This is a genomic window from Limosilactobacillus caviae (genome assembly GCF_014635905.1).
Taxonomy (GTDB): Bacteria; Bacillota; Bacilli; order Lactobacillales; family Lactobacillaceae; genus Limosilactobacillus; species Limosilactobacillus caviae.
Map to the genome: position 1 here is coordinate 406114 of NZ_BMDS01000002.1, position 14858 is coordinate 420971.

Annotated in this window: 14 protein-coding genes and 1 riboswitch; of the genes, 9 read left to right on the forward strand and 5 right to left on the reverse strand. The window is 37.6% G+C overall.

What is annotated here, in order from left to right; genetic code table 11:
- The first annotated feature begins 113 nt into the window (after positions 1 to 113).
- From IEU90_RS04755 to IEU90_RS04765, 3 genes are read left to right on the forward strand one after another with little or no spacing between them, the layout of a single operon-like run.
- On the forward strand, positions 114 to 551 hold the full coding sequence (locus IEU90_RS04755; protein WP_225431257.1) for a flavodoxin family protein: 438 nt from the start codon (positions 114 to 116) through the stop codon (positions 549 to 551).
- Positions 548 to 1552 (forward strand): FecCD family ABC transporter permease, encoded by a 1005-nt coding sequence (locus IEU90_RS04760; protein ID WP_369932774.1) that lies wholly within the window; start codon positions 548 to 550, stop codon positions 1550 to 1552. The genes IEU90_RS04755 and IEU90_RS04760 overlap by 4 nt, the downstream gene beginning before the upstream one ends.
- On the forward strand, positions 1549 to 2328 hold the full coding sequence (locus tag IEU90_RS04765; protein ID WP_188357795.1) for an ABC transporter ATP-binding protein: 780 nt from the start codon (positions 1549 to 1551) through the stop codon (positions 2326 to 2328). The genes IEU90_RS04760 and IEU90_RS04765 overlap by 4 nt, the downstream gene beginning before the upstream one ends.
- Positions 2329 to 2391: 63 nt before the next feature.
- On the opposite strand, the gene IEU90_RS04770 is transcribed toward IEU90_RS04765, so the two are convergent.
- Positions 2392 to 3411 carry an ABC transporter substrate-binding protein gene (locus tag IEU90_RS04770; RefSeq protein WP_153709548.1) on the reverse strand — a complete coding sequence of 340 codons (1020 nt, stop codon included), beginning with the start codon at positions 3409 to 3411 and terminating at the stop codon, positions 2392 to 2394.
- Positions 3412 to 3542: 131 nt separating this feature from the next.
- On the opposite strand from IEU90_RS04770, the gene IEU90_RS04775 reads away from it, so the two are divergent.
- Both IEU90_RS04775 and IEU90_RS04780 read left to right on the forward strand, forming a co-directional pair.
- Positions 3543 to 4502, forward strand: a complete 960-nt coding sequence (locus IEU90_RS04775) for a hypothetical protein (RefSeq protein ID WP_188357796.1) — start codon at positions 3543 to 3545, stop codon at positions 4500 to 4502.
- Positions 4503 to 4514: 12 nt separating this feature from the next.
- The gene (locus tag IEU90_RS04780; protein WP_153709546.1) at positions 4515 to 4940 is read left to right on the forward strand and encodes a hypothetical protein; all 426 of its coding nucleotides are present in this window, start codon (positions 4515 to 4517) and stop codon (positions 4938 to 4940) included.
- 70 nt (positions 4941 to 5010) lie between these two features.
- On the opposite strand, the gene IEU90_RS04785 is transcribed toward IEU90_RS04780, so the two are convergent.
- Together IEU90_RS04785 and IEU90_RS04790 are read right to left on the reverse strand one after the other, a co-directional pair.
- Positions 5011 to 6942 (reverse strand): DUF6933 domain-containing protein, encoded by a 1932-nt coding sequence (locus IEU90_RS04785; RefSeq protein WP_188357797.1) that lies wholly within the window; start codon positions 6940 to 6942, stop codon positions 5011 to 5013.
- Positions 6942 to 7247: a hypothetical protein gene (locus tag IEU90_RS04790; RefSeq protein ID WP_153709544.1), complete on the reverse strand. Its 306-nt coding sequence runs from the start codon at positions 7245 to 7247 to the stop codon at positions 6942 to 6944. The genes IEU90_RS04785 and IEU90_RS04790 overlap by 1 nt, the downstream gene beginning before the upstream one ends.
- Positions 7248 to 7366: 119 nt before the next feature.
- Positions 7367 to 7472, forward strand: a riboswitch (TPP riboswitch).
- A gap of 60 nt (positions 7473 to 7532) precedes the next feature.
- On the opposite strand from IEU90_RS04790, the gene thiM reads away from it, so the two are divergent.
- The 3 genes from thiM to thiE are packed head-to-tail and all read left to right on the forward strand — an operon-like array spanning position 7533 to position 9796.
- A complete protein-coding gene (gene thiM / locus IEU90_RS04795; protein WP_188357798.1) occupies positions 7533 to 8342 on the forward strand; it encodes a hydroxyethylthiazole kinase in 810 nt (269 codons plus the stop codon).
- Entirely contained in the window at positions 8335 to 9159 is an 825-nt protein-coding gene (thiD, locus tag IEU90_RS04800) for a bifunctional hydroxymethylpyrimidine kinase/phosphomethylpyrimidine kinase (protein ID WP_153709542.1), read from the forward strand. The genes thiM and thiD overlap by 8 nt, the downstream gene beginning before the upstream one ends.
- Positions 9149 to 9796 carry a thiamine phosphate synthase gene (thiE, locus tag IEU90_RS04805; RefSeq protein WP_188357799.1) on the forward strand — a complete coding sequence of 216 codons (648 nt, stop codon included), beginning with the start codon at positions 9149 to 9151 and terminating at the stop codon, positions 9794 to 9796. Before thiD ends, thiE begins: the two co-directional genes overlap by 11 nt.
- A 118-nt stretch (positions 9797 to 9914) precedes the next feature.
- Here the strand turns inward: thiE and IEU90_RS04810 are convergent, their stop codons facing one another.
- The gene (locus IEU90_RS04810; RefSeq protein ID WP_153709540.1) at positions 9915 to 11165 is read right to left on the reverse strand and encodes a chloride channel protein; all 1251 of its coding nucleotides are present in this window, start codon (positions 11163 to 11165) and stop codon (positions 9915 to 9917) included.
- Positions 11166 to 11347: 182 nt separating this feature from the next.
- The gene (locus IEU90_RS04815; RefSeq protein WP_188357800.1) at positions 11348 to 13654 is read right to left on the reverse strand and encodes a glycoside hydrolase family 31 protein; all 2307 of its coding nucleotides are present in this window, start codon (positions 13652 to 13654) and stop codon (positions 11348 to 11350) included.
- A 147-nt stretch (positions 13655 to 13801) separates the two neighbouring features.
- On the opposite strand from IEU90_RS04815, the gene IEU90_RS04820 reads away from it, so the two are divergent.
- A complete protein-coding gene (locus tag IEU90_RS04820; RefSeq protein ID WP_153709538.1) occupies positions 13802 to 14440 on the forward strand; it encodes a phosphatase PAP2 family protein in 639 nt (212 codons plus the stop codon).
- Positions 14441 to 14858 lie beyond the last annotated feature (418 nt).

The following is a 14858-nucleotide window of genomic DNA, read 5'->3' on the forward strand; positions in this document are numbered from 1 at the left end:
TTATCATTGCCTATTATTACAAAGATATTGAGATTTTAGAATTAGTCAAATCCCTAATAATCGGATTTTAATGGAGTTGTTATACTAAAATTTAAAGAAAGGATGATTCCTTAATGAATACTTTAATTCTGTACGATACAGTTTACGGGCATAATTTTGAATTAGGAGAATACATTCATCAAAACCTGCTTCCTGATTCATCACTACTTTCTTTCAAAGAATCACTTACAGTAAAACTGGACAATATAGATTTACTAATTTTATGTCCTTGTACCTCTGGAGAAGGACAGCTCACCGTAAATGAAGAAAAGTTTTATAATTATCTGAGTGAGTTTTCCTTAAAATCGCTGACATATTATATAGCTGGTATCGGAGATCAAAACTTTGGCCGTGAGAACTTTGCTAATGCAGTAAATATTTTCGACCAGCGATTGCAGTATCAGCACGCCAGGCAGCTTGGTCCGTCACTAAAAATTGATTATGAAGATATTGATAACGGCCAACAAATAATTACTAAGAAAATCTCAAAATATTTAAAGACAAGGAAGTGATTTTAATTACTAATCATCGTTACCAAATAACATTATGGAGTGCCCTTTTACTGGTTTTTGTTTCTGTCATAATTGCCCTATCCTGTGGTCGAATATATTATTCACCAGTAGAAATCGGCCAAACTATGCTGGCACCCCAAAGTAACCCCGTAGCAGCAAATATTATTTTTAACTTACGACTGCCGCGAATCCTTGGTGCACTTTTAATCGGGGCAGCCTTGGCAATGGCTGGTTGTGCATTTCAAAGTGTCTTTCATAACCCGCTTGTATCACCGGATATTCTCGGCGTATCATATGGTTCTGCAGCTGGGGCAGCCACGGCTATTCTTTTAGGGTCCGGAATTTGGCTTACACAAACATTAGCCTTCTTAGGCGGCGTTCTTGCTGTTGTCCTAACTTTACTAATCGCCCGAATACTTAACCAACGCGGCACCTTGATTCTAGTTTTAGCGGGGATCGTTATTTCCGGCTTCATGCAAGCATTGGTCGGCCTGTTAAAATACATTGCAGATCCCGACTCACAATTACAAAGTATCGTTTATTGGCAACTGGGGAGTTTAGCTAAAATAGATTTCCCTAGTATTGCTGCTGTTATTCCATTTCTTCTTTGCGGAACGATTATCCTTTTTATTCTCCGCTGGCATATGACCATCTTATCCCTTGGTGACCAACAAGCACGTCTTGAAGGAATTAATGTTGAGATTGAGCAGCTATTAATAATTGCCGCTAGTACTTTTCTCACGGCGGCAACGGTTTGCCTTAGTGGTAATATTGGTTGGATTGGGCTAGTAATTCCTCATATTGCACGCCTTATCATTGGTGCTAATACTAAACGCGCCTTACCATTAGCAGCCATTCTTGGCGGTCTATTTTTGTTAATTGTCGATACACTAGCACGTTCCCTATCCGGCGGTGAAATTCCCCTAAGTATTCTTACTGGATTTATTGGTGCGCCTCTATTTGTATATATCCTGATGAAAAAGAAGGTCCGCTTAAATTGATTGTCCTCGATGTTCATAATCTTAGTTTTTCTTATCCTAAAAGACAATTTGTTTTTCACCACGTTAATTTTTCGCTTAAGACGGGTGAAATTTTTACAATTCTTGGTCCTAATGGGGTTGGTAAATCAACTCTTCTACATTGCTTAACAGGTCTTTTATCACCACAGCAGGGAACTATAACAGTCTTTGGCAATGAAATAACAGCCCTAAACGGCAAGAATCTTGCCCAACAAATTGCCTATGTTCCGCAAGATTACCATATTAATTCAAACTTAACTGTCATTGATTATTTGTTGACCGGTCGTGCTCCGTACCTTTCATTTTTTCAGACACCAAAGAAAAAAGACTTCAAAATGGCCGAGAAATATTTACAAGATTTTCAACTGTTTCAGTTTCGGGATCACCCATTTGCTGCTCTGAGTGGCGGGCAGCAGCAATTAATTACCATTATCCGCGCTCTTCTTCAGCAGCCTAAGTTATTAATTCTAGATGAACCAATGGCTGCATTAGATTTAAGCCGGCAATATGAAATCTTAAAATTAGTAAAAAGACTTGCCCACCAAGAGAAAATTACAATCATTCTTACAACACACTTACCAGATCACGCTTTAATGCTACCAACAAAGATTGGCCTATTAGATTCAAATGGTACTTTAACGGTTGGCAGTCGTGATCAATTAATGACGACTGAACGATTGACTGAGGTTTACCAAGTCCCGCTGACCTTAGCCTATGTCCCAGCACTTCAACGTTATACTTGTCAAATTAAACTATAACCACACCCCCTTAAATAGATCTAGTTATCTAGATTAGGGGATGTGGTTATTTCATTACCCTTTTTAATTCTCACTGGCTAAAATCCGCTGAGCCTGATTAGTCGTTAAATGATAGTGATAGTATTTTTGATAAAAATGCTGTACTTCAGATACCATGTTGATATTCTTCATTTCTTGCGGGTGCAGTATCTTAGCAGCCCACAAAACTTGTAAGGCCTCTTCTGCACTATAACGATCCCATGGGAAAGTACCCTGTGGATTTCCGTAGACTTTCTTTTCACGGACTGCCTTTAGTTGTCGCAATTGCTTATTGGCCTGTAATACTTTTCGTGCATGGGCAGTAGTTGAACTCCCAACAATGATTACATCTGGATTAGCCTTAATTAATTCTTCTGGAGTAACAGAGATCTGATTGCCATTTTCAGTAATTGCATTTCTTCCTCCAGCAATTTTAATCCATTCGTTAACAATTGTTTTTTGACCATCAACTTTAGTTAAATCCGCTGAGTTAACAATATGAAGAACAGTAGGTGTTGACTTGCGGTCCTTCACTTGCCGTTCAACCAAGTTAATGTTCTGGGTTAGTTCTCTATTGTATTGCCGACCAATTTTAGGGGCATCCCCGCCTAAAATCGTTGCAGTCAACATAACCGATTTTTTAAGTCCTGCAAAATCAGTATACATCGCATTAACGGTTGGTAATTTGGCCTGCTTTGCTGTTTTTGCCTGTGCAGGATCAGCGGTAATTACTACATCAGGATGGGTTTTGATTAATTCTTCAACTTGAATTTGGCTTCCGGCTAATGGGGCAGTAACTTTAGTAATTTTAGGATACACTATTGTAAACCAATATTGTTTTTTTACAAGCGGGGTTGTGGCCACTAATTTCTTTTGTCCCCCTAAGAGCAAAACGACCTGATTATTGGCATGCCAAAGATCAGCTACCCTTTTTACACTTTTGGGAATTTTAACTTTCTGTCCGGTCATATCTGTAACTGTTCTTGTTGAACTAGCTAATGCTGAACTAGTAATAACACTACTAAATAATAGAAACACCACTAAAACTTTTAATAATTTTTTCATTACGATCTCCTTTCCCACTCTTTGATTAATATTATAAGTAATTGGTAAAAATTAACATTAGTGATTTCATCTAATTCCCTAATATTTTCCTGCAGATTTTCATAATAAAATAAAAATGATGGAGGAATATTATGAAGAAAAATCTCAAATCAGCTGTTTACCAACATCTTAAGCTTACAAATGACTTTCAAAACTTTTTCGATTTCCCTGATTTCCGTGAAATGCGGCCAATTATTCGTGAAGCGGTTCAGCAAATTGCGCAAGCAGGCTTTTCTACTCCTGTCCTTCCTGTTAAAGTCGAACATCAAGCCCTGATTATTGAACAGCAGTTGGAACGGGAAACCCGAAAATATCAACAGCAGGGCGGATTCTTCCCCAACCAACAATCCGAATTACATAATCTAATTCGTTTATATACCAATCTTTTACAGACAATTAGCCAACGTAAAATTATTGACCAGGAAATTGAGGATATCATTTATGCCGGCAATCAAACGCGTCAGAGCCTACGAAACCTAAAAAAGCTTGCTGGGACTGGTCCCTTGTACCAGAACACAAAAGATAAGGAACTAATTCCGGGGACTTTTTACGATGTTATTACTCGCCAGCTTATCCGACCTTACCTTATCGATCCCCAAGGCCAAATGGTGCCGGAAAATGTTACTCATAATGGCCGGCAAATAGTTATTCAAATGATTATTTATTGCTATCGTGACTGGGATTCATACCTTACTCACCAATACGATGAACAGTATAATATAAAAAATGAACGCGGACTTACCAGTAGTGAGTATTATGATAAATTAGAAGCAAACGAGCTTAAATATGCCGATCATGCCTATGCTGAAGTAATTGCCGATACATTTAACGAATTTGAAAAAATACTGGTTCCTGATTACTGTAACACTCTTGATATTATGTCAACTAATATTGAGCAAATCCTCATGAATCATCCTCGTCTGCGAATCCAGCTTAATCAGGTTATTATTCGTAATTTTAAACTAGATGCACACGGTATTATGCATGTAATGGATATTCCTATTAAGGATATTAAAAATAAATATAATTATTATCGACAAAATTTTAGTTAGGAGAATAATGCTATGCACCCTAAAATTACTCCAGAAATGAAACTGGGGATGAAAGAATTTGAAAAGACGATGTTCATGTTAAACGTGGCCCCTAATAGGAACAACCTCGATCAATTTGCCTTACAAGGTGATTTAACCCCCGCACCGCTTGATGAACTTGCTTGGTTTTTACCCGCTTACCTTTCAAATGATTTTAATCTCTTCTTTATTTTTGCCCCTAATATTGATAACCATTGGGCAATCAGCTGTTCCCAGGTTCAAATTAAGGACGGGAACCAAATTACGGCGATGAGTGAAACGGTTTCTACCGGTATTGGGTTAAATGCCATTAATGAACTAAGCCCAAGTTCAGCAATTGAGCTTATTGCTTATTTGAAAACACTTGAGGTTAATGGACTTGGGTATTTTGATGAGCACATTGGTAAAGACCAAAAATAAGTACTTTACATAATTATTAAAAGCAGGACTGTGAAATAAAATTTTCTCGGTCCTGCTTTTATCAGTTGTTTTATAGTTTTTCAATTTGCTTGCGGAGTTGATTAATCTTGTCAATTGGCAAATCACTATCTTCAATGTAGTAAATTAGTTCACGCCGATCGATCTTTCCTTGTTGAATTGCACTAATCGCGTCACTAGATAATACAGGATAATCATGATTGAATAACCCGGCAATACCAGGAACATCCAGTATCTCACGACTTGACCAGCCCCGATTCCACGGACGACGAATATCAGTTCCAATTAAGAGCAACAGCTTAATCAACGCCTCATTATCATTGTTTCGGGTAATGTTAAGATTAACAGTATTATTCAGCATTTGAATAGCACGGTCGATTGCATCATTCATTGAGGAAAGATTCTGTGCATCATACATCCCTAACTTCATGCAGAAGATACAAATAAATGCTGCCCCCACCATGCTGCTACCTGATAATTCATAATGTGTTATAAAAAGTTCATCCAGTTGTTCACGTAAATTATAAATATCAAAGTAATCATCATACTTATATCGCAACAATTCAGCCTTGTCAGGAACATAATATTGAAGTCCTAGCTGGTGGTTATAAAGCTGAACAAGCCGAATACTATCACTTAACAATGTAGGATATACAATAAAGAGATCATCTTCAAATACAGCATCCAGGTTAATTTCATCAGCTATTTTATTAAGGTCTAGAACAACATACCGCAATTCATATTCCCCAACCCGGTCTTCTATATATTGCTGAAATTTTTCTTCATCAATAGTTAGCTGAGGATTTTGTGCCTGGATAATTTGCAATGCATGATGAACCGGGATCAATCCATACAGGCTTGCAAATGATGCTAAGTAATCATCAAGTAATTGGTCTGTTTTCGCATCAAAGATCGTTGGTAAGTCTTTATTGGTATCATTAATTAGGGGATCAACTGAAGTAAAAAAATCGCCATCATCCTCATTGTAAAAATCATCATCACTGCCGAATTCATCCATCAATGCGCTATCTTCTTCCATAAAAACAAGATAGTCTTCATATTGGTCATCGTCAATAATGCCATTACGTTTCAGATATCTTAGTAACTGTTTTAACGCCGCCTTAATATTTCTTACTTCTGTTTCTGATGATCCATGGTATAAAAGTTCATTAATGCTAGCATTTTCAAGGTTTGCAATTGTGCTTAGCCTATAAGCTGCCCACTCATTCAAATAAAACTGGAGGTTATTTTTATAGCGGCGGATGGTTTTATCACTATAATCTTGTTGAATATCACTAAGGAATAAGTCTAAAAGTTGATTATTTTGATCTTGAATCTTTTGAATTGCCTGATCAGTTTGTTCAAGTGATAAAGTATCAAAACTAAGCTGACTCATTTGCTGCAGCTTATTGAAAATTCCCTTTAACGCACCTTTATTATCGGGGGATGTTTTTTTAGTTTCCTGTTTGATATTAAAGGGTTGACTTGCCTTAATTATTGCAACTGTATCACTAGCACTAATATAATTTTTCCCTTGCCGTTTAAGATAATTCGTTAAACGTTTCGATAAGTCACCCTCAGTCTGTGTATTAGCAAGCGGTTCTGCTACCTCGCGACAAAGTAAAGTTAACGATCCCATACTAGACCGATTAATTGTCTTATTGATTTGCCACTCCTTACTCGTTGCCAGGTATTCCGCATATGACTTTGCAGAGAGACCCAGGCTAAGCCAGACTGTTTTTAACTGTGTTTCAAAGCGTTCCTTAATATCCCGCTTATTCTTCGCGTTTACGTTATATAAAATAACTGCTAAAGTCGTCGCATCATTTAGAAAGACAAGGTTCTTTTTATGGTTAGTAGTAAAGTACGTTACATGCCATGAAAAAAGCGGGTTGGCTAATGCAGCAGATTTAGTTGCTTCATCATTAGACTGGTGATAATTGTTAAATAAATTTTGAGCTTTTACCGCTACATTAATATACACTATTTTTCTCCTTCAATTCTTGTAATCATAACGTTACCATCTTCCGGGTTTCCATATATTTCATAAGCACCGTCAAGCTTAATCTCACGGTAATCGTTTCCTGCATAATTTCCTTTAATCGTATATTTACCATTTACCAACTTGCCTACTGGTTGAAACAATGCTGGGATCGGTTTCTTATCAGTGACGATAATTTCAAATTCGCCATCAATTCCGCCATTACTAAATGTTAAAATTTTACCGGTTGTATCATCGATAATGGCCACTTCGGCTTTATTTGTTGTCTGCCGTAATTCTTCTTGCATTTTAAATTCTCCTGTTTTTATATTCACTAGTGTCATTTTACAATTATCAGCTTCATTTGCCAATTATCTTTATTGATGTTAATAAAAATTAAATTGCGGTATACTATTAATAAATAAACTTATTGCATTAGGGGTGCCCATCATGCTGGGCTGAGATATGCAGTGACGCATGGACCCTAGAACCTGTAAGTCAACACTTGCGTAGGAAAATGCATAACCGCTTAATACTCAAAGTAGGTTCATTCTTCCTGCCTTGAGTATTTTTTAGTTAAGGAGTTAACGTATATGGAAGAACATCAAATCAATTGGTCCCTTATTAATCGCGTTCGTACTAAGAATCCAATTGTCCTTACCCTCGCTAATTTAGTAACAATTGATAAAGTTGCAGATTCAATAAGTGCTGTTGGTGCCTCCCCGATCATGTCAATAGAACCAGCTGAGGCAAATGAAATAGCTAATTTAGCAAATGCGATTACTATTAACTTAGGGACAGTTAACCAACAACAGATTGACCAAATGCAGACTATTCTTCAGATGGTTCCTCCGCTAAAGCCGCTTGTACTAGATCCGGTAGCCGTCAGTGCAGTACCATCAAGGTTGAAACTCGCTCAATCATTATTAAGTAAATTTCATTTTGATGTTATCCGCGGAAACGCTAGCGAAATCGCTGCCTTAGTTGATGCCGATAATACTAGTCATGGAATTGATGCTGGAAAAGTTGACCGCCCTATTCAGGTTGCTGAATTATGTGCACGGCGCTTTAAGTCTATCGTGATTTTGACCGGTGAAACTGATTTGATAACTGATGGTCAAATTATTTACGAAAACCCCTTCTCTGCCGAAATGTTAACGATGAATGTAGGAAGCGGCGATATGCTTTCTAGTATTGTAGCTGCTTACCTTGGAGTAACATCTAACACTTGGGATGCTTGCATTGTAGCGACAGTCTTAGTATCTGCGGCAGGTGTTTTAGCCAATCGCTATTCGGTTGGTCTCGGCTCATGGCAAGTGCAGTTTTTTGACCAGCTCTCAATTATGGATACGAAAGCTCTTTTGGAATTTTTAGAAGAAAGTGAGGAAGATTATCTTGATTAACGATTATCCCCAAGCCCTAACAATTGCAGGAACCGATAGTGGCGGTGGTGCTGGAATTCCCGCCGACGTAAAAACAATGCAAATGCGAGGCGTCTATTCTGCAATGGTAGTTGTTGCCGTTACTGCCCAAAATACCCTTGGCGTACAGGACACGTTCCCCATGCCTGAGAAATTGATTGATGAACAGTTTGCATCGATTGCAAGCGACCTTAAAATTCGTGCATGTAAAACGGGAATGTTAGCTGATTCAATCCGGGTAAAAGCAGTTGTCCGAAATTTGAAGAAATATAATTTAGGGCCATTAATTATTGATCCGGTAATGGTTGCTAAGGGTGGCGCAAAGTTACTTAGCGATGATGCGATTGCTATTGTACGCGACAAATTACTACCGCTTGCTACCCTCATTACCCCTAACATTCCAGAAGCTTGTGAGTTGACTGGAATTAATATTAAGGATAAAACTGATATTAAGAGGGCCGCACATGAACTACAAAAACGTGGTGCAAAAAATATCCTCTTAAAGGGTGGTCATGCTGAAAACTCTCAAAAGGCTAACGATTACATTTTATTTGAAGACGGTAATGATATGTGGTTGACGGCACCAAGAATTAATACCAAAAATACTCATGGGACTGGTGACACAATTTCAGCATGTATCACTGCAGAAATTGCCAAGGGTCGCTCAATGGAACAAGCCATCATGATTGGTAAAACATATGTGGAACAGACAATTAAAGAGGGTATTCATGTTGGTCACGGCCATGGTCCATTAAATCACTGGGTTAAGGTTAAAGGAGACGAGATAGATGATATTTGATCCAAAAATGTTGCAAGTATATTTAGTTGGCGGAACACAAGATGTCCATAATGACATTTACGCATTCCTTGAAAAAGTAGAATTAGCAATGAAAAGCGGAATTACTGCTTTTCAATACCGCGAAAAAGGTAATTCAAAACTTCTCCCCAATGAACGTGTTGACCTTGGATTAGAGTTGCGGACCTTATGTACACGATATGGGATTCCATTGATTGTTGACGACGATTATCGTTTAGCTCAGCAAATTAATGCTGACGGTGTTCATGTTGGGCAAAGCGATACAAAAATTGATCAAATATCGGTATCAGTTGGTCATCAAATGTTTATTGGTTATTCATGCAATACCCCTGCTGAAATTGAACGAGCCAATTTAATGGATTTCGTTGACTATATTGGATGCGGACCCGTTTTCCCTACAAAGTCAAAAGCAGATGCTGATCCGGCAATTGGCATCGATAAGTTAGAACGGTTCAATATGCTTAGCCAGCGCCCAGTCGTTGGGATTGGTGGTATTAACGAAAAGAACATGCAATTAGTTCACGATACAGGGGTAGCTGGAATTGCTGTCATTTCCCTTGTATTTGATAGTAGTGATCTTGCCGCCACAGTAAAGAAACTAAAGGAACTTTATAAGTAAAAAAGATAAACTCCAAAAATCAGAAAATCTTTAGAGTTTATCTTTTGATTAGCTACCAGACTGCTAAATTTTATTCAAAAATAGTAAAGGGATTGGAAGTTTATTTCCGATTCCTTTTTTATGCCGTTTTAACCTGCATCCATTTAGAAATACCAATTGAAATTGCCACTCCTATCCCTAATGGAAGAAAGGCAGTAAAATTAAGGTGACACACCTCAAATAACATAAATAGGGCCATTAGCGGCGCTTGTTGAGAAGCAGCTAAAAATAATGAGGCGCCAATTACGGCACATTGCGCGAAAGTTACAAATGGAAAAAGCTGAATATATGGTATTCCGAGAAAAACGCCAATTACGGCACCCGCAGCAATGGATGGCGTCAGTGTTCCTCCGTATCCCCCACATTTAATTGTAAATAAAGTAATTATTACTTTCGCAAATAGTCCAAATAGTAGAGCAGCAATGACTTGTTTATTAATAACTGTTGTATTCATCGCCAGCTGAGCCAATCCCCGTCCATTTCCCATAATCTGGGGGTAAAACGCCGCCACTGCTCCTGCTGAAAGTGATAAAAGAGGCAGTTCCCACAATAGATTCTTATTTGTTACCCGTTTATTAGAAGCAAGTTTAACGCCACGTTTAAACCATGTTCCGACGACCCCTAAAATTAAGCCGAGGACAAGTGCGAATGGAACTGTCAGCAATGAAAAATTACGTGTTCCAACGATGTAGTACGGGTCAAATCCTTTTAAGATTGAGCCAATCATCGTTGCAATTACCGACATAATTAGGCTTACTGAAACAGACCGCGCGTTAATTCGGCGATATAAAATTTCAAGGCAAAAGACTGTTCCGGTGATTGGTGCAATATAGACACCAGCAAATCCGGCGCCTGCAGCTGCCGCAATTAATAATCGTTTATCCTCAGCATTCAAATGAAGCCACCGATAACGGTCAAATGTCCTTTCCCATTTCTGGGCAATTGCTGCCCCTGCTTCTCGTGGTGCTAATTCACGACCGATAGAATTACCGGTTCCAACGAAGAAAATCTGGGTAATAACATGAATCAAAGTCTTAGAAAGAGGCATCTTTTTCCCGTTTAAAGCGCCTTTAATACTAACAGGCCGGTAATGTCGCTGAAGCAAGTACCAAACGATGGCCGCGATTATCCCCCCAATAAAAACCGAAATAAACCGATGAGTAGGAAAAATATTAATATTAACCGGGACCCTATTAGTCTCATTAAAGTTCAAAAAATAATGCTCAGTAATATCAAGAATGGCACTTAATATTAGTGAGCTAAAGCCGACAACAGTTCCAAGAACAACCGTTGCGATTGCTAATGAAATATTTTCTTGGTTCTCTTTCATACTATCTCTATCGCTCCTACATAATTATCAATTTTTAGTTTATCATGAATACTACTAAAAAGATAATAACGCTTCTGAAACTTTATATTGAATATTATGTAAACTAAGATTATCTAAAAACAGGTTGGACAAAAATAAGCCTCAGTACACGGTAAAGCCGAATTCTGAGACCTGATATTAAACTATTTTTGAATATATTCTTGTGCTTCTTGGTCGTATACAAAAGTAAGCTTTCGATCATTCAACTCAACAAAAATCTTATAGTAATTCTTGTTATAGCCATTATGAGTCATTTTTATTGTGACATTATCCCCATCAGCGTTAATTTGGTAAAGATTATATTTGCCATCTTGGTAATTAAAATCAAGACCATTATCCTGATAATGAGTATACGTGCCATTTTTTCCATACACGCGGAACGTCATTGTCTTATCAGGTTCATCACTAATATGACTTACTTCTGCACCCCATGGAATAATTGTATCCTTTTTAACAAATAGCGGGAGTTTATCTAATGGTGCATTTACTAGAATTGATCGTTTACCTGCATATTCAACACCATTCCAAAAATCAATCCAGTTTCCAGCTGGAAGATAGACAGCCCGTGTATTCTGACCTTCTTGTACAACTGGTGCTACTAAGAGTTGATCCCCAACCATGTATTCGTCATTAATCGTTCGGGTTTCTGGATCGTCATCATAATTTAAGACTAATGGACGCATAATTCCAAGCCCGGTCTTTGTTTCGCAATAGCAAAGATCATATAAGAAAGGAATAAAACGATAACGTAATTTAAGATACTTGCGGTAAATAGTAAGCGTTGGTTCGCCGAATACCCACGGTTCTTGTGAGCGAGTTCCCATTGAAGCGTGATTACGATATAGCGGGCTAAATAATGCACCTTCTATCCAACGTGTCAACATTTCGGCAGTTGCGTCAGCGCCAAAACCACCAATATCGGTTCCTGCAAAAGTAAAACCACTCATACCTAAGTTACATAGCTGCGGAATCATCATTTGTAAATGGGGCCAAAGACTTTGATTATCACCAGTCCAAACTGTTGAATACTTTTGCGTTCCCGCATAGGCAGCCCGTGTAATCACATATGGACGTTTGTGGCTGTATTTCTTAAGGCCTTCATAGGTTGCTTTAGCCATATTATGCCCATAAACATTGTGCAGTTTCTTATGAGTAGATGGACGATCACCGTCACTAAAAACGATATCATCAGGAATATCGCCTTCAAATGAAGCAGGTTCATTCATATCGTCCCAGATTCCACCGGTTCCAACATCAACAAGATATTTGCAATTATCAGCCCACCATTGTTGTACTTCTTGTCGACCAAAGTCAGGAAAGACAGAATCACCAGGCCATACTTTATTAACATAGACCGTCCCATCAGGATTCTTGGCAAAATATCCTTTCTTAAGTCCTTCTTTATAAATCTTATATTTTTTATCTTTTTTCACTCCAGGATCAATGATTGGCATGACCCGAAAACCTTGGTCGCGTAATTTCTTAACAAACCCTTTCGGATCAGCGAATTTTTCTTTATTCCAGGTAAATACACGGTAACCGTCCATATAGTCAATATCAAAATGAATGACATCGCATGGCAAGTCGTTTTCACGTAGCTTAGTAGTAATCTCCTCTACTTTTTCGGGGCTAACACTATATCCCCATCGTGACTGCTGATACCCTAACACCCATTTCTGTGGCAAAGGAACTCGTCCAGTTAAATAAGTATAGTTAGTTACGATGTCCTTAAGACTGTGACCACCGATGATATAGTAATCAAGATTCCCAGCTACTGCGGAATAAAAATAGTAATTAGAATTTTCCTTACCAAGGTCAAAATGACTTCGATAAATGTTATCAAAAAATAGGCCGTATGGATGACCATTTTTTAAACCAAGCATAAAGGGAATTGATTTATAAAGCCGGGTAAAACTTTCTACTTGGGGAGACGGATTATCAGTGTTCCAATTATCATATTCATAGCCGCGCTTATTTAAGTAACCGGTCTTATCTCCTAGACCATATATTTGTTCATCAACGGCTAAAGATTTAATTACTTCAAAGTAAGTTTTATCTTTGTCACTGCCACCAGCAATATCATGACCCTCAGCAGCAACCAATTTTGCATGAGCTTCATCTAATCCGCGGTCAATTGGTGTACGTTTTCCACGATAGTCAATAACTAAGGGATTTCCCTTTTCATCATACACATCAATTTTTTCATTATTGTAAATTTTAACGTTCAAAGCTGATGTTGACAGTTCGAAATGGTCACCATGATCCAATACTGTAAAATTAGTTTTGATTGTTTTATCATTTTCAATCGCATATGACGATCCCTTTTCACCATGATCTTGAAAGATGCGAATTATTTCAGGTGTAATTACTGATAAAGTGATCGAACCATTATCATAATTAACCGTAACATTTTGATCAACAGACGCATATCCGCGCAATTGGTTATTCATTTGTTGTCACCCTTCCTACATTTACTTAATTTAATTGTATCGCTATTATCAAAAATGTAAACGTTTTCCTAGCCGATTTTTTAAGTTTTGTTGTAAATTGATATATAATTAAAGATAAAATTTATATAGTAAATGAGGCATAAAGTCATGCATAAAAGAATGAAAATATGGCTAGGAGTTCTTTGCTGGATTTTATTTGGAATCCTGCTTTTCAATGTTCTACATAAGACTTCTATTATTTATTCAATAGATTCAGTTGGTTTTTGCCTTGTTAAACCAGTTCTGCAACTCAAAACAAATCTTTTAACCGAATTAACTTTTTTAGGAGATCCAGTAACTGTTGGAATTTTAACAATTGGACTGATGCTATTATTGTGGCGGCATAGACGGATAGCAGATAGCGTCTGGTATGGAATGCTTCAATTTATTGGTTATTGTTTAGTAATCTTACTTAAATATAGTGTTATTCGTCCACGACCAACTGGCAGATTAGTTGCTGTTGGCGGATACAGTTTCCCTAGTGGTCATACATTTTCAACTATTATTCTTACCTTTACTTTATTAGCAATTTTAGTTCCAAAATGTAAGAAGCAATATCAAAAAATATTAGTAATTCTATGCGGAATTTTATGGATCACTATTATCATGTATTCCCGTGTATATTTACACGCCCATTATCTAACCGATGTTATTGGAGCATTTTTACTTGCTTGTGGTTGGTGGTTATTGGCAAATAGTCAACGTAAAACATTTTTTAACTGGCTTCAAAAACCTATAAAAAAGTAGCAATTATTGTTACTCACTCACATAACAGGGTAAACAATCAATAACGTTATATATTGAAAAATGACTACTTACTTTTGATCACTTACCGAACCGCAAGAACGCAGAACTTGAGGTTTATTTACCATAGTCAAAAGAAGTTCAAGCAGAATGCCATAAATAATGACAGGGTCATGAATTACCATATCGGTAGCTCATGACCCCATATTTCAATACGTACTGTTATTGACTGCTTACTTTTTGTTTCGTGTGTTCGTTTCGCTTATGCACTTAACTGAATCAAGAAAGCACTAAAAGAGGGTTACATACCAAAAGCGATATGTAACCCTCTTTTATTATTAGCGTGGCAACGTCCTATCCTCGCAGGGAGCGATCCCCCAACTACTTTCGGCGTGTTGAAGCTTAACTTCTGTGTTCGGCA

Coding starts and splice junctions, on each gene's coding strand:
- IEU90_RS04820 (WP_153709538.1), top strand. CDS start 13,802: ATGCATAAAAGAATGAAAATATGGCTAGGAGTTCTTTGCTGGATTTTA.
- thiM (WP_188357798.1), top strand. CDS start 7,533: ATGGAAGAACATCAAATCAATTGGTCCCTTATTAATCGCGTTCGTACT.
- thiE (WP_188357799.1), top strand. CDS start 9,149: ATGATATTTGATCCAAAAATGTTGCAAGTATATTTAGTTGGCGGAACA.
- IEU90_RS04790 (WP_153709544.1), bottom strand. CDS start 7,247: ATGCAAGAAGAATTACGGCAGACAACAAATAAAGCCGAAGTGGCCATT.
- IEU90_RS04775 (WP_188357796.1), top strand. CDS start 3,543: ATGAAGAAAAATCTCAAATCAGCTGTTTACCAACATCTTAAGCTTACA.
- IEU90_RS04780 (WP_153709546.1), top strand. CDS start 4,515: ATGCACCCTAAAATTACTCCAGAAATGAAACTGGGGATGAAAGAATTT.
- IEU90_RS04770 (WP_153709548.1), bottom strand. CDS start 3,411: ATGAAAAAATTATTAAAAGTTTTAGTGGTGTTTCTATTATTTAGTAGT.
- IEU90_RS04815 (WP_188357800.1), bottom strand. CDS start 13,654: ATGAATAACCAATTGCGCGGATATGCGTCTGTTGATCAAAATGTTACG.
- IEU90_RS04755 (WP_225431257.1), top strand. CDS start 114: ATGAATACTTTAATTCTGTACGATACAGTTTACGGGCATAATTTTGAA.
- IEU90_RS04810 (WP_153709540.1), bottom strand. CDS start 11,165: ATGAAAGAGAACCAAGAAAATATTTCATTAGCAATCGCAACGGTTGTT.